Source organism: Intestinibacter sp., assembly GCF_034113885.1.
Classification (GTDB): Bacteria; Bacillota; Clostridia; order Peptostreptococcales; family Peptostreptococcaceae; genus Intestinibacter.
Window position 1 is genome coordinate 75223 of record NZ_JAXEWM010000162.1, and the last position, 21789, is coordinate 97011.

At 29.4% G+C, this 21789-nt stretch carries 17 protein-coding genes and 1 tRNA gene; 4 read left to right on the forward strand and 14 right to left on the reverse strand.

Going from position 1 to position 21789, the window contains the following annotated elements; translation table 11 throughout:
* Position 1: 1 nt before the first annotated feature.
* Positions 2-2650, reverse strand: coding sequence for a DNA polymerase I (gene polA / locus SPD90_RS10255; protein ID WP_320925157.1), 2649 nt, complete (start codon positions 2648-2650; stop codon positions 2-4).
* A 278-nt stretch (positions 2651-2928) separates the two neighbouring features.
* Between polA and SPD90_RS10260 the strand changes: the two genes are divergently transcribed.
* Positions 2929-3011, forward strand: a tRNA-Leu gene (locus SPD90_RS10260).
* Positions 3012-3101: 90 nt separating this feature from the next.
* Here the strand turns inward: SPD90_RS10260 and SPD90_RS10265 are convergent.
* Entirely contained in the window at positions 3102-5327 is a 2226-nt protein-coding gene (locus SPD90_RS10265; protein WP_320925158.1) for an ATP-dependent metallopeptidase FtsH/Yme1/Tma family protein, read from the reverse strand.
* A 200-nt stretch (positions 5328-5527) separates the two neighbouring features.
* Here SPD90_RS10265 and SPD90_RS10270 point away from each other — a divergent pair, with 200 nt between their 5' ends.
* On the forward strand, positions 5528-6070 hold the full coding sequence (locus SPD90_RS10270; RefSeq protein ID WP_320925159.1) for a hypothetical protein: 543 nt from the start codon (positions 5528-5530) through the stop codon (positions 6068-6070).
* A gap of 245 nt (positions 6071-6315) precedes the next feature.
* On the opposite strand, the gene SPD90_RS10275 is transcribed toward SPD90_RS10270, so the two are convergent.
* From SPD90_RS10275 to SPD90_RS10295, 5 genes are all read right to left on the reverse strand, one after another.
* Positions 6316-7488, reverse strand: a complete 1173-nt coding sequence (locus SPD90_RS10275) for an ABC transporter permease (protein WP_320925160.1) — start codon at positions 7486-7488, stop codon at positions 6316-6318.
* Positions 7478-8212 (reverse strand): ABC transporter ATP-binding protein, encoded by a 735-nt coding sequence (locus SPD90_RS10280; protein ID WP_320925161.1) that lies wholly within the window; start codon positions 8210-8212, stop codon positions 7478-7480. The genes SPD90_RS10275 and SPD90_RS10280 overlap by 11 nt, the downstream gene beginning before the upstream one ends.
* A gap of 118 nt (positions 8213-8330) precedes the next feature.
* Positions 8331-9032, reverse strand: a complete 702-nt coding sequence (locus tag SPD90_RS10285) for an arginase (protein WP_320624691.1) — start codon at positions 9030-9032, stop codon at positions 8331-8333.
* Positions 9033-9134: 102 nt separating this feature from the next.
* A complete protein-coding gene (gene mcrC / locus SPD90_RS10290; protein WP_320624692.1) occupies positions 9135-10181 on the reverse strand; it encodes a 5-methylcytosine-specific restriction endonuclease system specificity protein McrC in 1047 nt (348 codons plus the stop codon).
* Between the two features lie 16 nt (positions 10182-10197).
* Positions 10198-11772, reverse strand: a complete 1575-nt coding sequence (locus SPD90_RS10295) for an AAA family ATPase (protein ID WP_320925162.1) — start codon at positions 11770-11772, stop codon at positions 10198-10200.
* Positions 11773-11914: 142 nt separating this feature from the next.
* On the opposite strand from SPD90_RS10295, the gene SPD90_RS10300 reads away from it, so the two are divergent.
* Both SPD90_RS10300 and SPD90_RS10305 read left to right on the forward strand, forming a co-directional pair.
* Positions 11915-12559: a lactate utilization protein gene (locus SPD90_RS10300; protein ID WP_320624694.1), complete on the forward strand. Its 645-nt coding sequence runs from the start codon at positions 11915-11917 to the stop codon at positions 12557-12559.
* A 130-nt stretch (positions 12560-12689) separates the two neighbouring features.
* Positions 12690-14864 carry a YhgE/Pip domain-containing protein gene (locus SPD90_RS10305; protein ID WP_320925163.1) on the forward strand — a complete coding sequence of 725 codons (2175 nt, stop codon included), beginning with the start codon at positions 12690-12692 and terminating at the stop codon, positions 14862-14864.
* Between the two features lie 147 nt (positions 14865-15011).
* Here the strand turns inward: SPD90_RS10305 and SPD90_RS10310 are convergent, their stop codons facing one another.
* The 7 genes from SPD90_RS10310 to SPD90_RS10340 all read right to left on the reverse strand — a co-directional run.
* Positions 15012-15386 (reverse strand): hypothetical protein, encoded by a 375-nt coding sequence (locus SPD90_RS10310; protein WP_320925164.1) that lies wholly within the window; start codon positions 15384-15386, stop codon positions 15012-15014.
* A gap of 150 nt (positions 15387-15536) precedes the next feature.
* Positions 15537-16235, reverse strand: a complete 699-nt coding sequence (locus SPD90_RS10315) for a response regulator transcription factor (RefSeq protein WP_320625373.1) — start codon at positions 16233-16235, stop codon at positions 15537-15539.
* A complete protein-coding gene (locus tag SPD90_RS10320) occupies positions 16228-18945 on the reverse strand; it encodes a sensor histidine kinase KdpD (protein WP_320925165.1) in 2718 nt (905 codons plus the stop codon). Before SPD90_RS10320 ends, SPD90_RS10315 begins: the two co-directional genes overlap by 8 nt.
* Before the next feature lie 140 nt (positions 18946-19085).
* Entirely contained in the window at positions 19086-19682 is a 597-nt protein-coding gene (gene kdpC, locus SPD90_RS10325) for a potassium-transporting ATPase subunit KdpC (protein ID WP_320925166.1), read from the reverse strand.
* Positions 19679-20485, reverse strand: coding sequence for a potassium-transporting ATPase subunit KdpA (locus SPD90_RS10330; protein WP_320925167.1), 807 nt, complete (start codon positions 20483-20485; stop codon positions 19679-19681). The genes kdpC and SPD90_RS10330 overlap by 4 nt, the downstream gene beginning before the upstream one ends.
* Positions 20486-20756: 271 nt before the next feature.
* Positions 20757-21401, reverse strand: a complete 645-nt coding sequence (locus tag SPD90_RS10335; protein ID WP_320627133.1) for a potassium channel family protein — start codon at positions 21399-21401, stop codon at positions 20757-20759.
* A gap of 50 nt (positions 21402-21451) precedes the next feature.
* A partial coding sequence (locus SPD90_RS10340) for a potassium transporter TrkG (protein ID WP_320925168.1) occupies positions 21452-21789 on the reverse strand: 338 nt, incomplete at its 5' end.

Sequence of the window (21789 nt, forward strand, 5' to 3'; positions counted from 1 at the left end):
CCTACTTTGTTTCATACCAAGAATTTCCTGTATTTAAATCTACATCTAAATTCACATCCATAGCTTGTGCATTTTCCATTTCTTCTTTTACTATTTTCTTGGCTAATTCTAATTCATCTTCAGTAGCTTCTACTATAAGCTCATCGTGCACTTGAAGTATAAGCTTTGATTTCATGTTGTTTTCTTTTAATTTGTTGTATACGCTCACCATAGCTACTTTTATTATGTCTGCTGCACTACCTTGTATAGGCGCATTCATTGCAAATCTCTTACCTTGGTTTCTAACTATGAAGTTGCTCGCATTTATCTCTGGTATATATCTTCTTCTATTTAATATAGTAGTTGCGTATCCTGTCTCAGTTGCTTTTTCTACCGCATCATCCATAAATTCTTTTATTTTAGGATATTTGTAGAAATAATTTTCTATATACGCCTTAGCTGTTGCAACTGGAATATTTAAGTCCTGAGAAAGACCAAAATCTGTTTTTCCGTAGATTATACCGAAGTTTATAGCTTTAGCTTCTATTCTTTGTTTACTCGTAACGTCATTTATATCCACGTTAAATATTTGTGATGCTGTCTTTGAGTGGATGTCTTCTCCATGTTTAAACGCATCTATCATGTTTTCGTCACCACTCATATGTGCTAAGACTCTAAGCTCTACTTGAGAGTAGTCGGCATCTACTAGCTTACAACCTTCTTCTGCTACAAATACCTTTCTTATGTCTCTACCCATCTCAGTTTTAACTGGGATATTTTGCATATTAGGCTCTGTAGACGAAATTCTACCTGTAGTAGTTATAGTTTGGTTGAATGAAGAATGTATTCTTCCAGTTTTCGGATTAATTATGTTTAATAATCCCTCTACATATGTTGAGTTTAATTTAACTATTTGTCTGTACTCTGTTATTTTATCGATTATTTCGTGTTTATCTCTTAATTTTTCTAGTACCTCAGCGTTTGTAGAGTATCCTGTCTTTGTCTTTTTAATAACTGGAAGTCCTAATTTTTCAAATAAAATCACACCTAATTGCTTTGGTGAATTTATATTAAACGACTCTCCTGCCATTTCGTATATTTCAGCTTCTAATTCTGATATTATTTTTGTAAATTTATCCTTTAGTTCATTTAATTGATCCTTGTCTACCTTCATACCTATGTATTCCATAGATCCTAAAACCTCTACAAGTGGCATTTCAACATGGTAGAAAAGACCGTCCATTTCAGTTTCTTTTAGTTTTTCTTCCATTTTAGGGTATACATCTGCAACTGTATTTAATATATCTCCTACATACGCAGAAAGCTCCTCAAATTCTATTTGCTCAAACTTCTTAGCCTTAGCTCCCTTTCCAAGTAAATCCTCTTTTGATTTTATCTGTCTAGTCAAGTATTTCATAGCTATTGCACTGCATTCATATGAAGTCGATGATTTCGAGTCTATTAGATACTCAGCTATAGTTATGTCAAAATCCATAGAATTTAGCTCTATACCGTAAGGCTTTAGTAGTATATAATCTTCCTTTAAATCATATCCGTGTTTTTTGATTTCAAAGCTTGTGAGAATATTAGATATTTTATCTAGCTCGTCTTCATTTATATAGTAGATATTTTTGCCGTCTAAGCTCAAGAATACGTGTAATATTCTCTTATCTAAAATATTTCCTTCTCTTCCTATTACATCTATTATTACTTTTTTGTTTTCCTCAGCTTTTTTAGTGAATTCTTCTACATTTTCTAAATGATCTATTTTTATATCTATTTCTTGTTTTACAGTAGTTTCTCCTCCATCTAAGCCTATTAATTTAGATATTAAGCTAGTAAATCCAAATTCCTTAAATTTATCCAATACTTCATCCTTGTTGTAATCTCCGTATTTTAAATCATCTAAATTAACATCTATAGGCACATCTCTTATAATAGTAGCTAATCTCTTACTCATTATCGCTAGGTCTTTGTTTTCTTCAATTTTTTTCTTTATGCTACCCTTTAGTTCATCAATATGCTCTATAAGGTTTTCTATGCTTGAATACTGTTTTAAAAGCTTTATACCTGTCTTTTCGCCTACTCCTGGAACCCCTGGGATATTATCTGACTTATCTCCCATAAGCCCTTTTAAATCTATAAATTGAGTCGGTGTCATCTCATATCTCTCAATAACTGAATCGTAATCGTATTCTTCAACATCTGCTACACCCTTTTTAGTTATCAGCGTAGTAGTCTTATGTGATGCAAGCTGTATAGCATCCTTATCTCCTGTAACTATGTAAACCTTAAAGTCATTTTCTTCTCCTAATTTTGAAATAGTACCGATTATATCATCAGCTTCATATCCTTCAAGCTCTAATCTATTTATGTTAAACTTATCTAAAAGATCCTTTAGAGGTTGAAGCTGCTCAGCTAGCTCATCAGGCATTTTCTTTCTGCCCGCCTTGTAATCAGCGTATTCCTTATGTCTAAAAGTCGGTGCTTTTTTGTCGAAAGCAACACTCATATGAGTCGGTCTGTATTCTTCTATTATTTTAAACATCATACGAGTAAAACCAAATATAGCATTTGTATTAAGTCCAGCTTCATTGCTCATATTTGGCAGCGCGTAAAAGGCTCTATTTATTATCGAGTTTCCATCTATAATTATCAATGTATTTTCCAAAATTTATCACTCCTATTATTAATCTTATTAATTGGTATATCACCCTATCATTTAATCATACCACACTTATTATAATCTATTAAGATTAAATATTTAAATGTAAAAATTCTCAATTTTCATAGTATATTATACATATTTTATTATTCACTTTTTTTAATTTTTTCATAAGTTTTTTAAATTCATATTTTATTTTTATTTATTAAAATAATATAATTTACTCAAAAATATACTTGATTAATTTAAACTATGTTGCTATAATATAAAGGTAGCAAAAATTAGCCGCTGTGGCGGAACTGGCATACGCACACGACTCAAAATCGTGCGGGAAACCATATGGGTTCGAGTCCCATCAGCGGCACCATTTTTAAATCATATTAAACGCATTGAAAAACCTAGGTTTTATAGCCTAGGTTTTTCTTATTTCAAAATTATTTAATTATAGCAATACTTATCACGCTTGTATTTCATCGATAAATACTTTTATTTCAGCTTTGTTTAATTCCTCCTTGTCTTCAAGCTCTTCACTTATCTTAACTAACATATATCTATATTCTTTTAGCAAGAATTTTACTTCTTTATAGCAAGTTTTTAGCATTTCTCTAATAACATTAGTCGCTTTTTCTTTAGATATTATATCGTATTTACTATCAGTTACAAATCCAAACTCATCGCTCATACCGTATTTTACCACCATATTTCTAGCTATGTTATTTGCTTTTTCTAAATCATCGGCTGCTCCTGTTGTAATTTCGCCGAGCATTAATTCTTCAGCTGCTCTACCTGCTAGAAGTACTTTAATTTTATTGAAAAGTTCTGTCTTTGTGTCTAAATACTTGTCGATATTTTTATCTTCAGAATGTACAAAGCCTAAAACACTACCTCTTGGCAATATCGAAATACTTTTAACTTCACTATTATTGTCGAGTAAAATATTTGCTATTAAATGTCCCGTTTCATGTACTGCCGTAACGTGTCTTTCCTTTAATTCAAAGTTTCTATTTTTATCAGGTAATCCGACAACCATTTCTTCGTAAGCATCTCTAAAGTGTTTTTGTGATATTTTATCTTTATGTTGTTTTAAAGCACTTCTAGCTGCCTCATTTGCTACTAGTTTTACATCTGCACAGTTTTTACCGCTCATTATTTTAGCTATAGCTGATAGATCTACATCATCATCTAGTGGTCTATTTTGGGAATTTAATTCCAGAATTCCCTTTCTCATATTGTAATCTGGCAAGGCAACTTCTATTTTAAAATCAACTCTACCAGATCTTAGAAATGCCGGGTCCAACATATCAACCATATTTGTAGCAAATATCATGAATATATTTTTATTATCAGGAGATGACATTTGAACTAGCAATTCATTTAATATCGAATTCTTACAAGCGTTGTCGTCTTGACTTCTCTTATTAGCAACTGCATCTACTTCATCCATAAATATAACTGTTTTACAATTTCTTCTTCTAGCTTCGTCAAATAAACGTCTTACTGCTGCCTCTGATTCTCCTACATATTGATGGAATATATCAGATGCACTGTATTTTATAAATACTGCATCTATTTCATTTGCTAGAGCTTCTGCTATGAAGGATTTTCCTGTTCCTGAAGGTCCGTATAGAAGTATAGATCTAATCGGTTCTATATGCCATTTTTCGTATATTTCTTCATTTTTAAATTGGTGAATTACATCGTTTAGTCTTTCCTTTATTTTGTCCATACCTACAACATCTGAAAAATTAGGGTGCCCCATTTTTTTATCCTTTTTCTCTGCATAATTATTTTTATTATTTTTATAAACTGGTTCAAGTTCCATTTTATTCATTTTGAATCTATCAAAAATATTTTTTATAAGTGAAGGTGTTATCTCATTTACATTTAGACATTTTACATCTTTAAGATTTTTCCATAAATCTACGAGTTCTTCACTGTCTATTTTTTCCCTAATAAAATGAGCATTTTCAAATTTTACTTCATATTCGCCATTTTTTAACTCAACACGCATTATACTTTGTTTTTTATATTTTATTAAATATTCAAAGGATCCACTTGATTCAGTCGATATGTATTTATTGTCTAGTTGTCCTCTAGATAGAAGACTTTTATCTAGTTTAAAATTATTATTGTCGTACTTGCTAATACTAAAATTGTATCTTCCATCTAATAATTCCTCGTATAAAGTTTTTTCACAGTGATTGATATTGCTTGAGATCCATTTTTCTTTTTCTTTATATTTTATTAAAATCTCGACTGCATCTATTAAATCCTTTGTTTTGACAAAATCTTTTACAGGTTTGATTATTTCTATATCATCTATATTTTGACCTATTTTTATACATAAAACTGTCAAATCGGCAGTTTTATCTCTTACAACGAAGAGAGACTTATTTTTTGTTTTATATAAATTTTTCTTTGTTTTTATAAAATCATCAATCGTCATATGGATAGATGAATTTGTTTTATCTATAACAAAACAAATATAATCAAGTACTCCTTCTGTTAAAGGTTCACCAAATATATAATGATGATACAATAATTCTCTAACTTTAATTAAATCCTTTATAAAGTCGACTTGACTGTCACCAAATATTTGTGTTTTGACTTCTTGAATTATAAAATTTTCATCATAATCCACTTCTAAATATTTAATTTTGTTGAATAGTATTTCCATTTTCATAAGCAACTCAATCCTTTCAAATTATATTTTGAATATCTCAAAGACATATATATAATATAATTTTATAAAAAGAATGTGTAATTTGCATTTTGAATCTTTCATTTTTATTAATAAACAATTAATTTTTATTGAATTTCAATATATAATTATTGTTTTTCAAAACAAAATATATTATTATAAAGTCAAAAGGAGATGATTTTATGTTATCAAATAGAAAACTCAGTTTATTATTGATTATACTTTTTCCACTATTACTTGCATTATCATGCATAATTCAAGATTCCAAAAATATCGATAAATCTATAAAATACAAAAATGATCCATTAAGCTACTATAGCGAAACAATAGACACAAAAATTCCAACCGACTCAACTGTTTTAATGTACAAAGACAATTACGGTGGATTTCCAATGGACGGAAATAGCTATGTAATCATTCAATTAACACAAAAAGGAAGAGAAACATTTATTAAAACTACAGATAAAAACGATAAATGGAGCTCTCTTCCTATAAAAAAAGATTTTCAAGAAGCTATTGGGGTATTTGACGACGGCGATGAAGACTCATTCGGACCTGATATTTCTAAAATTAAAAACGGTATTTATTATTTTAGAGATAGATATGCAGAAAACTATCCAGAAGAATCCAAAACAAATATAAATAATAGATATGCATATAATTTTACAGTAGTTATATTTGACTTCGATACAAATAAATTACATATTTACACAGTCGATACTTGATAAAATATGTACTTAAAATAAATTTAAATCTTCAAAATTTACATGTAATAAATACTCTACAAATAATATATTTCATTCAAGAAATCAATTATATCAACTGTTGTAATATCAAAAGTATTTCCTATAAAATCAACAATATACATAAGCACTTAGGATGTGGAGCTTTTTAAATAAACTATTCCACATCCTATTTTGATTATAATTATTTTTTAAATGATGTATTAATAAAAATTATTGTATATCAGTTATACATCTCTTTGTTTCTTCAATAACCTAATATTTAAAATAATAAATAAAGCTGAAAATCCGACAAGCGCCAATAAATCACTTGTTATATAAGAAATTCCATTACCTCTAAGCATGACTTCTTTTAAAGCATGAGTAGTATAATGAAGCGGTATAAATTTGCTGATAACTGCAAATACTCCAGTCAATTTAAATAGACCACATAAAAATACCTGAGGAAGTATAATTATCGGCACAAATTGTACAAATTGGAACTCTCCATTTGCAAGTGTAGATAAAAGCATCCCAAGTATAAGGGCAGTTATAGATGTCAAAAGATTTACAAGCAGTACATATCCTATGTTTCCAACTTGAGTTACTCCCAATCCATACACCACAAATAAAGTAATTAAAATAGTTTGAACTAAAGCAAGTATACTAAATCCAAGTACATATCCTATTATTATTTCGCTTCTTTTGATAGGTGTAGACAGTAATTTTTCTAAAGTCCCCGATGTTCTCTCAGTCAAGAAATTTATACCTGAAAGTAGATATACAAAGAAAAATACTATTATTCCAACTAATGGAGCAGCGTAATTGTCAAACATAGATTGATTTTCGTTTCCATATATATAATCTGTATCAAAATTTGTCTCTGTAAACTCTATATTTTCTAAATCAATTTCATCTATGTTTAAATCAGCGCTCATATTTGGATTTAATTTAGATATATCTTTCACAGATTCTTTTAACTCTGAAATACCTTCTTTCATATTTTCAATATTTTCTTTTGAATTATCTATGGAAGATGACATGATGGCGCTTTTTATCAATGATATAACTTTTTTAGCTTCTGTGTTGTCAGTACCATCAATGTATATTTTTACTTTTTTTAAATCGTCGTCCATATCTAAGGCAGCTATTATCTCCCCTTGTTTAATTTCTTTTTCGATGTCTTTTGGGTCTACATATTTTGTCTTGACAATATTATCCTCATCGTCTGTATTTTCTATTTCTTCCAAAAAGTCCTTAGGTGCATTTATCACTCCTACTGTATATTCTGTAGTATTCTCACAGAGTACATAATACACAAGCGACAACACTACTATAGGCGCTACTACTATAAGTGCAATAGTTCTCTTATCGTTTAAAAGCTGTTTTAATATCCTAACTGTAAGCGCCTTAATTTTCATCATTATCACCTAACTTTCCGAAATAAATAAATGCATCTTCAAGATTTGTAGTATTCGCCTTATTTTGTATTTCTTCTGGTGTTCCAACTGCCAAAAGCTTTCCTTCTCTCATCATCGCCAGCCTATCGCACTTTAGCGCTTCGTCCATTACATGGGTAGTCACCAAAATACTTACACCATTATCTGCTAATTTGTATAGCTCCTCCCATATACTTTTTCTAAGGACTGGATCTATACCAACTGTAGGTTCATCTAAAATAAGCACCTTTGGATTTGCTATAAGAGCTATTGCAAGCGATAATCTTTGTTTCATACCACCTGAAAAAGCAACTACCTTTTTATTTAAATCATCTTGTAAATTAGTAAGCCTTGCCACATAATTTATTCTATTTTCTAATTCATCCTTTTTTAATTTATACAAGCTTCCAAAGAATTTCAAATTATCATATGCAGATAAATCCTTGTAAAGTGCAGCTGACTGCGCCATATACCCTATATCCGCCATAATATCTAAATTAGGCATTTTTTCATCTAACACTACGACTTTTCCTGAATCCTTCTTTAAAACACCCGCTATTATTTTGACAGTCGTAGTTTTTCCACATCCAGATGGACCTAAAAGACCAAATATACATCCTTTTGGAATGCTCAAGTTAATATCATGTAAAACCTTTTTCTTACCGTAGTATTTATTTATATTTTCTAGATAAATTGCATCCTTCATTTAATCACCTCTCAAATTATATATTGAAAATTCCTATATACTTTAATTATATAAATTAATTACTCTTAATACACTAATAAAGCCTGCAAAATTATTTAAATTTTACAGGCTCGTAATTTTACCCATAAAGCATATAGTCTATCTGTTCGGCAAGACTAATACCATTTGGGTCCCATTCTCTTTCTTTTATATCTATATTTTCAAATTCAAATCCTGATTCATACACAAAAGCAAGAAATCTCTTGTCTAGCCAAGGAGCACTCCAGCATCCTGACCTACATATATGTACGATTTCACACGGATCGTCGCATTTTACTTGCTCTAAGGTCAAGTAGTTTACATCGTATTTTTTATTAATTTCATCAAATTCCTCTGGATATTCATTTGTATAAGGACCGTAAATTATATTTGCTTGGTTTATTTTGCCTTCATAGATTAATTTTCCAAGCCAGTCAGCACAGTTGACCTCAAATTTAAATGAATCCAGACCTTCATATCCTAAATCAGAATGTGAATCAAATGAAAAAACCGAGTCAACGCCTTGCTCTACAGCGATTTTATAAGCATTTAAATGTGATTCTGTTAGCAGTATCTTTGTATTTGGTTTAAAATTTACATTTTTTTTTAATTTAGCCCAAAATTCGTCGACCTCACCGCCTACATTCATATGTTTTGTGATGTCAATACCCCTATTTTTTTCTTCAAAATATTTTTTATACCAATGCTTGTATATATTTGTCTCGTTTTCTATATACGAACCATTCCATGTACTCATGTAGTTCATAAAATAGTCCCAATCTATTGTTATCAGTGAACTCATAGTATCTCCCCCAAACCTTCTATTCACTTTAAATAAATTTATTTAAATTATATTTATATGTTATATACCTTTTTGAAAAATTTTTCAACTATAATTTTCCTTTTATAATAGATCCTCGGCTATTTTATTCAAGCTTTCAGCTATAAATTTAAACTCAATATTTAAGTCCAAAGTCTTGACCATTATCTTATTTCCGCTCATCATATACTCACCATTTGGAATTACACTTTCATCTGTTTTTGCATATAAAAGCAGTCCAGATACATTTCCAGATTCATCAGTATCTCTGTTTTTTACGTAAGTAAATATCTGATATAAATTATTTGAGTGAATAGTCCTACTGTTGTAGATTTGTATAGTCTGCATAGATTGCTCGTAGTATTTTGTATCTATAATCAATATTTTATCTCTACCTTTAAGAGTTATATCCGTCTTCATCTCCGGCAAAAATTGGTCTGATTCATCGTCTAAGTTCCATTTTATCTTTGAAGCTCTTGGATGTAGTTTTTGATAATGCTTTTGATAGTACTTCAATACAAATTTTTCGTACAAGCTGTACATTTTCTTCTCACTAAAAAAACTAGCTAATCTGTATTCTCCATCATCAGTAGACAGCAATAAATCATTTAAAACTAAATAGCATATATTTATTATCCCTGTATAGCTCTTATTATTTCTGTTGTACTCTATATTGCTCCATTTTATTTTATCCACTTGGATTAAATCCACATCCGAAAATAAAAACATCAGCTTTTTTAGATTTTTTTTATTTTGCTCTGATATTTCTTTTGATAAAATTAAGACTTTCATAGTCGTCTTGATTATACTGTTCAAATAATTATTTATAGACAACCTATCATATTCACAATACAGCTTATTTTTATTATTTGCTTTTAGCTTTATACTCTCTTGTATATTTATTCTTCCCTTTAAAGTTTCTACCTCTGATTGTTCTTCTATATATTTTTTTATCATCCCTCGTTTCATTTGTTTAGAAACCATTTTAAACAAAATAACTGATAAAATATCACCTGTATTTTCAAATTTTTCAACTGCAATATCTCTATAGTCCTTTTGAACTAAATCTGTATATACATAAGCTAACATGTAGTATATATTCTTTATAAAAATACTTCTATCCTTTATCATAGCTTACACCACACAATCACTCGACTATATCTCTTAAAGCTTTTTCCCATTTTTCTAGCTTATCGTAGTCATCAAACCAGTACTCTCTCAAAAGGGGAATTATATCAAATTCAACTATTTCGTAAATATATCTATCGGTAAAATCACCACTTAAAAAATAACTATGCCCTATGCAAAATCCTTCGCCGAGAGAAAAATCCTCCGTTATATACTCGTTCAGCAATTTTACTGTGTCGACTAATTTTGAAATTTTTTTATTATTTAAGCTATCGATATAACTCAAAAATCTATCGCTTTCAAACGCAGGTTTCACATCGAAGAAACTAAATCTACGTCTAAGAGCATAATCGATCATAGCAATGCTTCTATCTGCAGTATTCATAATCCCGATTATATAGATATTTTGAGGTACACTGAACATTTCTCCTCCATAGGCTAGCTCTATTTCTACTCCTCTGTAACTATTTTCTATAAGCATCATCAGCTCTCCAAATATTTTACTTATATTTCCCCTGTTGATTTCATCTATAATGAAGAAATATTTATCCTCGGGATTTTTTTCGGCTTTTTTGCAAAAATTATAAAATACTCCATACTTAAGCTCAAACCCATTTTCACAAGGTTTATATCCAATTATAAAATCTTCATATGAATAATTTTGGTGGAATTGGACAAACTTAACTTTATGATCGTCCTTTGCTCCTAATATAGAATACGCCAGACGTCTAGATAAAAATGTCTTGCCCACACCAGGCGCACCTTGAAGTATTATATTTTTCTTTCTATTTAGAATCCCAACTAAAAGATCATATTTCTGCTCGTCAATATAGACCTCTCTTAAAAAATCTTCTTTTGTATATTCATCACACTTCTCCTGTTTTTTATCATCTTGAGTGATATCTAAAATAGAATCAAAATTAATCTTACTTCCAATATATATAATTTCCTCTGTTAGCAAATGTAGTCCATTATCAGCAAAATTCATATTTCTAAACCTATCTATAGCTATTTTAAGCAATTCTTCGTCATTTTTGACAACGCCAAAAACATCATCGCACATATCGTAATAAGCTTGCAAAATTTCAAAGCTACCCCTTTTTTGAGAGCTATCATATCCTATCTTATCCGCAAAGTTCTTAAACTTGCCCTCCTTATATACACAGTATTTCTCCGGAAATCTAAAAAACAAATATGTACTGATAGCGTTCAAATTCTGATAATGTGTGCTCATTTTTTCATCAGCATACTGCTTTAATAAAATATCAGACGCATCTCTAAAGGAGTCAATCCTTCTAGATAAACTAATCGTCTCATTAAACAAATTTACAAACATTTCCCTAACTGTCTCAGGCTCCTTACTGGCAAAATACAAAATCATATTTTTAGGAAAAAAATTTCTAGAAGCAAGAAGTCTTTTACTCTTAGATAATGCGCTCGATAGCATCTCGTAAAAATCTTCTGCATTTATATCCCAATTATCCTGAAAACACTTTATAGCCTTCAATTTATAAACTTCATCTAGCGAAATATTTTTTATATCCTTTTTATAATAAAAAATTATTTTTTCCAATTTATCTATATCAAATTTCAATCAAATCACAACCTTTGTATATCTATTATTTTCTTTCAATCGCTTTTTATAACGTATAGAAATATATTAACATATTTATACATATTTCTTTGAATTATGCTAAAATAATACCATAAATATAAGTAAAAATGGAGGTATTAAAATGGGAAGAAATACACCAAAAGAAGTTAGATACGATTTACTAGGCGCAAAGGTAGTAGAAAATCTACAAAAAAGACATTTTGACGCTTATTACTGCGAAACAAAAGAAGACGCTCTAAAAAAAGCTATTGAATTAATTCCAAAGGAAGACGTAGTTTCATGGGGTGGCTCTGTTTCAATCGATGAAATTGGATTACTTGACTATGTAAAGAAAAACTACAAGGTTATAGATAGAGATACTGCAAAATCTCCTGAAGAACGTGTAGATTTAATGAGACAATCTCTTTTATCTGACACATTTTTAATGAGTACTAACGCTATGACTGAAGACGGTGTACTTGTAAACATAGACGGCAACGGTAACCGTGTCGCTGCACTATGCTACGGTCCTAAGAGCGTAGTTATGATAGTAGGAATCAACAAAGTCTGCAAAACTCTTGACGACGCTGTTAGTAGAGCAAGAAATATAGCAGCTCCTATAAATATCCAAAGATTTAAGGATCTTAAAACTCCTTGTTATTTAAAGGGTTCTTGTGCTAACTGTAAATCTACAGAAAGCATATGCAATCAAGTTGTTATAACTAGAATGAGTAGACCTGTATCTAAAATTAAAATCGTATTAGTTGGAGAAGAATTAGGTTTTTAAAAACTTTTCTATTTACTATTAAAGCTATCTGCTTGAATAACAGATAGCTTTTTTGATTTAAAAATTATTTTATTAATAGAAAATACAAAAAAGAGCAAAATAAAGAAAAATATATTTTATGGAGGAAAAAATGTTAAAAATTTTTTACGACGATATAAAAGATATCTTTACTAATTTTGCGCTTTTAATAGTCATAATAGCACTTTGCATTCTACCTTCCCTTTATGCATGGTTTAATATACTCGCATCTTGGGACCCATACGGAAATACTGGTAATGTACCTATTGCTGTTGTAAATAATGATAAAGGTGCCGTTTTAGCTGATAGAAGTATCAATGTCGGCGATCAATTAATAAAAAAATTAAAAGATAACGATGCTCTCGGATGGAGATTCGTGAATTCAGATACTGCAAAAAAAGGATTAGAAAGCGGAAAATATTATGCAACAATCGAAATTCCTAAAAATTTCTCATCTGATTTAATATCAATTGTATCTGAAGATACTAAAAGAGCTCAAATAGTTTATTCAGTAAATGAAAAAATAAATGCAATAGCACCTAAAATAACTTCTAAAGGCGCCTCATCTATCCAAGGGCAAATAAATCAGACATTTATAAAAACGATAGGTGAAATAGTTTTTAACTTTTTAAATGATACAGGTATAAAATTACAAGAAGAATTGCCTAAACTTACAAAAATTGAAACATCATTACGTGATGTTCAAAACAGGTTTTCAAAAATTGACAATACTATTGATTATGCCTCTGAATCTATAGTCAAGATGAATAATATCATAGATAGTTTAAATAAAAATATGCCTTTAATAGAAGAAACTATTACAAATGCATCAAACTTATCTTCTAATGTAAATAGCTTCTTACAAAATACTCAAGGCAGTCTAACTCAAATAAGCCCTATAGTAAAAAGAGATTTACAAGCTTTAAATAGTGTGTCAGCATCTACTACTAACAGTGTAACAGCGTTAATAGATGCCATAAATTCAAATTATGAAAATGCACCACAATTAATAGACGATTTGTCCTTAAAATTAAATAATTTACACAATATGTCAAGTAATTTAGTTTCGTTTTTAAATAAATTAAATAATATATCTCATAATCAAGATTTAAGCGACACTATAAGTAAATTAAATAATATAAATTCAAAAATAGAAACTTCACTTGCTTATTTAAGTAAAATAAAAGACCAAGTTGAGGCAAATGAACAACCTTCTTTGGATAACTTAAATAAGCTACTTACAGTTGCAAATGATGTTAATACAATCACAGCAGGAATATTAAATAACTATGATTCATCTATTAAAAATCCTATAAATAACATTTTTTCTCAAGGTATAACTGTTTCTGAAGATGTCAGTAAGTTATTACAAAATGCAAAAAACGAAATTCCTAAAGTAAAAAGCTTATTATCTAGTCTTTCAGGATTTTCAGAAAATGCTCAAGGAACTATTGACCTTGCTAATGAAAAAATCCCTAAAGCTAAAACTATCCTAAATGACTTTATAGATGCTTTAGATAAAATAAATAATGGTAAAGATACAAAGGAGCTTATCAATTTCTTAAAAAATGATGTTATGACTAATGCTAGCTTCTTAGAATCACCTGTAGATATAGTTGAACATACGCTATATCCTATGACTAATTATGGTGCTTCTATGACACCTTTTTATACTACTCTTGCTCTGTGGGTTGGTATATTGCTATTAACATCACTTTTAACTACAGAGGTTCATGTTTCCCATAATGATATGGATGATAATCACAATCTTACTGATACTTATAGACCTTATCAAGTTTATCTTGGTAGAGGACTTACTTTTTTATCATTAGCTCTTGTTCAAGCACTTATAGTAAGTGTAGGTGATATTTTTTTACTTAAAGTAAAGATGGATAATCCATTCTTATTTGTACTTATATGCCTATTTATAAGTATGGTATTTAATTTTATAGTATATTCTCTAGTATCTTTATTTGGAAATATAGGAAAAGCTATAAGTGTAATTTTATTAGTTCTTCAAGTTGCTGGATCTGGTGGTACATTCCCTATCCAGGTAACGCCTAAATTTTTCCACTTTGTGTATCCTTTCTTACCATTTACTTATGGTATTTCAGCTATGAGAGAGGCTATAGGTGGTATATATTTTCCTAACTTAAGAATAGATTTATGCGTATTATTTGTATTTCTTGTATCCGCTATACTTATAAATATATTCCTTAAGGCTCCAATCAACAGATTATTACACAAATTTGTGTCAAAATTAGAGGATAGTCATTTAACAGAATAAACATGAGTTGTCATAAGATAAATCTTTGGTTAATTCTAATGACAAGAATTAGGTTTTTAATCAAAAAAATGCAAAGTCGAGAATTATATTTTCTTTGACTTTGCATTTTTTTAATAAGTATATTTTACAATTTTTTAAATACCTAATTTATTTTATAAATCTTCCAATACCTTTTTTATTGTATATCATTTTATATAGCTTTTGTGGTTTTACTTCTATATCATCTTCATTATATACTGGATTTTTCATGTTATCAAAATCTCCAAATACTTCTATATTTAATCTAGCTGGAGCATATGTAGGATCTAAATCACAAGCAGCTCTAAAATGTTTCATAGCCAAAATATGGTTGTTTTTGTATTCTTCTATAATTCCCAACAAATTATGTGGTTCTGCTGAATCAGGATATTTTACCATTTGACTTAAAACTAATTTTTTAGCTTCATCGAGTTTTCCTCTTTTAACTAATACTTTTACTACTTTACTTAATCTATATAATCTTTCTGAAACACTGTCTCTCATTATTTCTAAAGTATTTTTTTCATTATATTTCTCCCCTTTACCGTTTTATTGATTACTCTTATTTGCTTTTTTATTTACTTTTATTGTATTAATTTTCTCGTAATCTTTGTGTAAAGGTTCTGTACATTGATATTAATTTTTCATAAAAAATTATTCAATTCTAAGCATTCTATATCCCACACCTACATGTGTTTGTATATATTTAGGCTTTGATGTATCTATCTCAATTTTCTTTCTAAGCGTTGCCATAAAAACTCTAAGTGAAGTCACATCACTGCCTAAAGTATTTCCCCAAACTTCTTTAATTAAAAAGGTATGAGTCAATACCTTTCCGACATTTTTTGCAAGAACACATAGTAATTTATATTCTATAGGTGTTAAATGTAATTCTTCGTCATTCATATATGCACAACCTTGAGCATAATTAATTTTCAAATCTCCATTTATAAATATCGAATTAGATTCTATATTGCTATTTACATAGTTTAATCTTCTAAATATAACTCTTACTCTAGCTAACAACTCCTCTACAGAAAATGGTTTAGTCAAGTAATCATCTGCACCTGCATCTAATGCTTCAATTTTGTCTTTGTCTTCAGTTCTAGCACTAATCACTATTATAGGTTTATTAGACCATGTACGCATTTTTTTTATTATATCTATACCATCTATGTCCGGCAATCCTAAATCTAATAAAACTATATCTGGATTTCCAGATAAAATCTCCATTAAACCTTGATTTCCCGTTTCAGCTGTATGAAATTTGTAATTTTGCATTTCTAAAGCAGTTGTGATAAGATTTTTTACTGCTAAATCATCCTCTATAACTAATATACTATGTTTATTCATATAAATTAACCTCCTGTGCTTTTAAAGTGAAATAAAATACACTTCCTCTTCCCTCTTCTTCATTGTCGCAAACACCAATTTCTCCACCATGAGCATTTATAATAGATTTACATAGAGCAAGTCCAAGACCTAGCCCTCTTCTACTATCTGCTATATTGCTGTCTTTGTTATGCGTACTATAGAACATATCAAATATTTTTTCTTTACTTTGATCTGCTATACCCTCTCCATTATCTGAAATCTTTATTGTAACATAGTCTTTGTCCTTCTTTTCAGCAGAAATAACTATTTTTGATCCAGCAGGAGTATACTTAATAGCATTGTCAACTATATTTACTATGACTTGTATAATAAGTCTAGAATCCATCTTAGCTAGGATTACGTCTTCAATTGGTTTTTTTACAATTTTATGTTCTTTGCTCTTTCTACTTAAATGTCTCAACGATTCGTCTATTACCTCTTCTACTACTTCAGGAACTAATTTTATATTCATTGAATTATCTTCAATTTTTGTTACAGCTAATATATTTTCTACTATTTCTAAAAGCCACATAGAATCATCATAAATATCACTATATAAATTTTTCTTTTTGTCTTCGCTTAAAACTATATTCTCATCTATTAAAACACCTGCATTTCCCAATATTGATGTAAGTGGTGTTCTCAGATCATGTGATATTGATCTCAATAAATTAGCTCTCAATTCTTCTTTTTCAGCCTTCATAGTTTCTTCTTCTTTTTTTCTACTAAATAAATCTTTTTCTAAGGCTAATCCACATTCTCCAATTATAGATAATACTAGATCATTTTCAGAAGCTTCCATGTCACTATCTTTAAGTGATATACCTATTACACCATATACCTGTTCTCTACTTCTAACTGCCAAATAAATACAGTTTGAGCCTTGTAGAGTATTAGTTGATTTACCTGCACGTTTATTATTTTTAAAAACCCATTGTGCAACGGCGCTTTCTTTATGATTATCGTAATCTTCTCGTTTATCTCCATCTACTAAAGAATATATATGTGGCCTTAAATTTTTTTTATCGTCAGGACTATAATATACAATACTTTTATTTAATAATTTTCTAAGCTGTTTTACAGTAAATTTTATTATATCATCGCTATTTTTAGCCTGTTGAATTATTTGATTTGTTTCAAGCAATACATTTGTTCTATATGCCGATTGCACAGCAATTTGAGCTTGTTTTTTTATCTTTGATGCCAAGCTTCCAGTCAAGAGAGCTGCTATAAACATTGTCAAAAATGTAATCGGATAATCTGAAGCATATGCGTTAAACGTATATAATGGCTCTGTAAATAAGAAGTTAAAAATTAATACACTAAATAATGATGACATTACACAACAAAGTATACTATTCGTAACAGTAGATGTAAACAATACTCCTAAAATATAGACTGTTATTATATTAGCCTCTCTTATTCCAAATGAATAAAAACCAAATCCAATCAATGTCGCGACTAATAAAATCAATAAAGTCTTTAAAACGTCCTTTAGAGATATAATTTCAAAATTTGTATTATTATCTTTTTCCTTTTCCTCTTTAATTTTTTTCTTATATTCTGATTTCCTATCTGGAATTATATATATATCTATATTAGGTGCATATGCTATAAGCTTGTCTGCAAAAGAAGCCTTAGAGAAGGTTCCCGTTCTTTTAGTACTACTTCTTCCCATAACAATTTTAGATATATGCATTAATTTTGCAAATTCTGCTATTTGAAATGCAATATCTTCTCCTGAAACTATTTCAATTTTAGCTCCAAGCTGTTCTGCTAGCTTCATATTGCTTTTTAATCTCAATCTGTCCTCTGTTTCTAAATCTACATTCTGATCTGTTTCAACATAAATAGCTGTAAATTTTCCATTAAAAGCAGTCGCCATTCTAGCTCCTGTTCTTATAATTTTAGCATTTGATGGTGATGAAGAAAGACACACTAAAATATGTTCTTCCGTAAAATAGTAGCCTTCTCCTACACCAAATTTTTCAGAGATTTTATTTATTCTATCAGCTGTTCTTCTAAGTGCTATAGCTCTTAGAGCTCTTAAATTTTCTAATGTAAAGAAATTGTTTAATGCTCTTTCTGCTGATTCCTTTTTGTATATTTTCCCATGATTTAATCTTTCAACTAATTCCTCAGGCTCTATATCTACAAGCTCAACTTGATTTGCATTATCAAATACTCTATCTGGAATTCTTTCATGTACAGCTATCCCTGTAATAGAATTTACTATATCATTTAAGCTCTCAATATGCTGAACGTTGATTGTAGTATATACATCAATACCATCATTTAATAATTCCTCTATATCTTGATATCTCTTTATATGTCTGCATCCTTCTGCATTTGTATGTGCTAATTCATCAACTAATACAACCTCTGGATTTCTTTTTATAGTCTCATCTAAATTAAATTCCCTTAATACAATTCCCTTATACTTTATTTCTAAATTTTCTATTTGTTCTAATCCATCTAAAAGTGCTGTTGTCTCCGGTCTCGTATGTGGCTCTACATATCCTACAACAACATCTACACCTTGATTTTTTAACTCATGTGCAGCTTTAAGCATAGCATATGTCTTACCAACTCCTGCTGCATATCCGAAGAAAATTTTTAATTTGCCTGGTTTTTTAGCGTCTTCCTCATATTTTATTTTCTTCAATATGTCTTCTGGATTTGACCTCATCTTAATTCCTCCCCCAAATTAGTCTTTTAAAAATATACTCATTATATATTATAACTCGAAATTTTTATTTTTAAAAAAATCATTTTATTGCGCAAATTGGAATTCAAGTTTTTTTGCTTGAATTCCAATTTATGCTAATACTATTTTAATATGTTATCTATCATTAAATTTACTTTTAAAACATTTACTGTTCTTTCACCAATTACACCTAAAAATGGTTCGTTAGTGCATTTTTTTATTATGTCTTTTATTTGTTGTTCAGACATATTATTTGCTTTTGCCAATCTTTTTACTTGATAATTAGCAGCTGCAACAGATATATCTGGATCTAGACCAGAACCAAAGCAAGTAACTAAGTCTACTGGAACTTTAGTATCTCCCATATCTGGATTTGCAGCTTTTATTTTAGCTACACGTTCTTTGATTAATTTACCGTAATCATCACTAGCTGGACTTGTATTTGATGGACCTGCATACATAAGTGTTTTTCCATCATAATTTACAAATGAAGTTGTGCTAACATTCATCGCACGTCCCCACATATGGCTATCATCTTTAAAATATTGTCCTAATAATTCACTTCCATATTTAACACCGTCAACCTCGATTATACTTCCATTAGCTTGATGGTTAAAACATAAATTTGCTATACCAGTTACAACTCCTGTGTAAATTACACCACATATTATTGTAAAAGCTACGACAAATAAAATCGCCGGTCTTAATATCTTTTTCATACATTTGTACCAAGTTGTTTTATTGCAATTTGACTTGCCGCTGGTGCTAAGGGAACAAATTGTTCATCTACTACAGTTGCATCTTCTACAACTTTATTATCTACTAGTATTTTATTGCCTTCTATAACTGCATCTTCTATCATACTTCCTTCAGAATCTACTGCTATAGGTTCTAGTAATTTTACAACTTCACCTTCTTTTAAGCTTTGTGTTACACCTTGTGAAGCTATTACTATAGAAACTACTAAAGATAATGGTAATAATACGTACATTACGCTTCTAGTTAAGTCTACCCAGAAGTTACCTATACATTTATTTTTAGCTCTAACAAGACCTCTTATCAAAGCAAATAAAACTGCGATACCTGATGCTGCTGAAACGAAGTTTTGTACTGTTAATCCTAGAGCTTGTGATAAATAACTTAATTGGAATTCACCACTATAAGCTTGCCAGTTTGTATTTGTTACAAAACTTACGGCTGTATTAAACGCTAAATCCCATGACATTCCTTCTATGTGCATTGGATTTCCTGGAAGGAATTTTTGTATCATAAACATTATCCATAGTACAATTAAACCAAATACATTAAATGCTAATGCACTAAATAGATATTCCTTCCAACCCATTTCCTTTTCAGGATCAATTTTTAATATTTTATACAAAAATTTTTCCATTGGAGATATTATTTTAGTTAAAAATACTTTTTCTCCATTCATAGCTTTACTTATATAGTTGGCTAATAGTAATCCTATTATTACTAATGCAACTATATAAAAAATATACTGTAATATAGTATGTGACATTAGTCTCTCCCCCTCATTAAAAGTATTACATAGTAAATTAATAATGCGATTCCAACCAATCCTATTAAAATAGTAATTACATTCATTTTGTTTCATCCTTTCATGTTAATAAATATACCGCACAAAAAATTAAAAAAGTGTTTATAAAAAAGCTTTGATGTTAATAAAGTATAAAGATTTCTATACTCTATCTTTATACTTTACTTTCTATACACTAAAAGAGGCTTAATGCAAAACAAAATTTGCATTAAGCCTCTTTTACTAATAAAATTTATTTTGTTAACTGCTTTATATCACTATGTCGTCCCATGACCATCAAGCTTTCATCACTTGAAAATACATGATTTGGGTCTATCATAGGATGTAGCTTTCCATTTTTTTTCGTAGCCAAAATACTTATATTGTATTTATTTCTTATTGATTTTTCTATTATACTTTTTCCCCTCCATGAATTAGGAACAGCAATTTCATATATGCCGTATTCTTCATTAAGCTCTATATAATCAAATATATTCTTCGCTCCAAATTTTACAGCAAGCTTTTCTGCTATATCTCTTTCAGCATAAACAACATAATCAGCACCATTTCTCAACAAAAGTTTTTTATGAACATCTCTACTAGCTCTTGCTATTATAAAGTTTGCACCTAAATCCTTTAATAGTACTGTAATTTCTAGAGTAGTTTGAAAATTATCTCCTATAGCTATTACACATATATCAAAATTTCTTACCCCTATAGACTTTATAAACATTTCATTTCTAGCATCTCCTATTTGAATATTGCTAACTATATCTATAGAAGAATCTGCTATTTCTTCATCTCTCTCTATAGCAAATACTTCATTACCTTCTTCTATTAATTTTTGTGACATATGTCTTCCAAATCTACCTAATCCTATTACTAAAATAGATTTCATAAAAATACCTTCTTTCTATAATTAAAACATTATCTAATACTGAATATTTTTTAACCAATTTTTATTTTTTCATGCGGCAACTTTGAAACTTTTATTCTTTTATTTGATGAAAATGCTAATAATATAGTAATAGAACCAACTCTACCAAATAACATAAGCATTGACAATATAAACTCAGACAAAGCACATAACTTAGGTGTTATACCTATAGTTAAACCAACTGTAGCAATAGCCGATACACACTCAAATGAAGAAGTTAGCATAGGTACATTTTCAATACTCGAAATTATTACAGATGAAACAACACAAAGTATTATATACATCATAAATACACACGAAGCATCCTGCAAAGAATTTTCCTCTAATCTTCTACCAAAACACTCTACTT

Coding starts and splice junctions, on each gene's coding strand:
- SPD90_RS10320 (WP_320925165.1), bottom strand. CDS start 18,945: ATGAGGTCAAATCCAGAAGACATATTGAAGAAAATAAAATATGAGGAA.
- SPD90_RS10300 (WP_320624694.1), top strand. CDS start 11,915: ATGGGAAGAAATACACCAAAAGAAGTTAGATACGATTTACTAGGCGCA.
- SPD90_RS10270 (WP_320925159.1), top strand. CDS start 5,528: ATGTTATCAAATAGAAAACTCAGTTTATTATTGATTATACTTTTTCCA.
- SPD90_RS10315 (WP_320625373.1), bottom strand. CDS start 16,235: ATGAATAAACATAGTATATTAGTTATAGAGGATGATTTAGCAGTAAAA.
- SPD90_RS10335 (WP_320627133.1), bottom strand. CDS start 21,401: ATGAAATCTATTTTAGTAATAGGATTAGGTAGATTTGGAAGACATATG.
- mcrC (WP_320624692.1), bottom strand. CDS start 10,181: ATGATAAAGGATAGAAGTATTTTTATAAAGAATATATACTACATGTTA.
- SPD90_RS10330 (WP_320925167.1), bottom strand. CDS start 20,485: ATGTCACATACTATATTACAGTATATTTTTTATATAGTTGCATTAGTA.
- kdpC (WP_320925166.1), bottom strand. CDS start 19,682: ATGAAAAAGATATTAAGACCGGCGATTTTATTTGTCGTAGCTTTTACA.
- SPD90_RS10305 (WP_320925163.1), top strand. CDS start 12,690: ATGTTAAAAATTTTTTACGACGATATAAAAGATATCTTTACTAATTTT.
- SPD90_RS10285 (WP_320624691.1), bottom strand. CDS start 9,032: ATGAGTTCACTGATAACAATAGATTGGGACTATTTTATGAACTACATG.
- SPD90_RS10275 (WP_320925160.1), bottom strand. CDS start 7,488: ATGAAAATTAAGGCGCTTACAGTTAGGATATTAAAACAGCTTTTAAAC.
- SPD90_RS10265 (WP_320925158.1), bottom strand. CDS start 5,327: ATGAAAATGGAAATACTATTCAACAAAATTAAATATTTAGAAGTGGAT.
- SPD90_RS10310 (WP_320925164.1), bottom strand. CDS start 15,386: ATGAGAGACAGTGTTTCAGAAAGATTATATAGATTAAGTAAAGTAGTA.
- SPD90_RS10280 (WP_320925161.1), bottom strand. CDS start 8,212: ATGAAGGATGCAATTTATCTAGAAAATATAAATAAATACTACGGTAAG.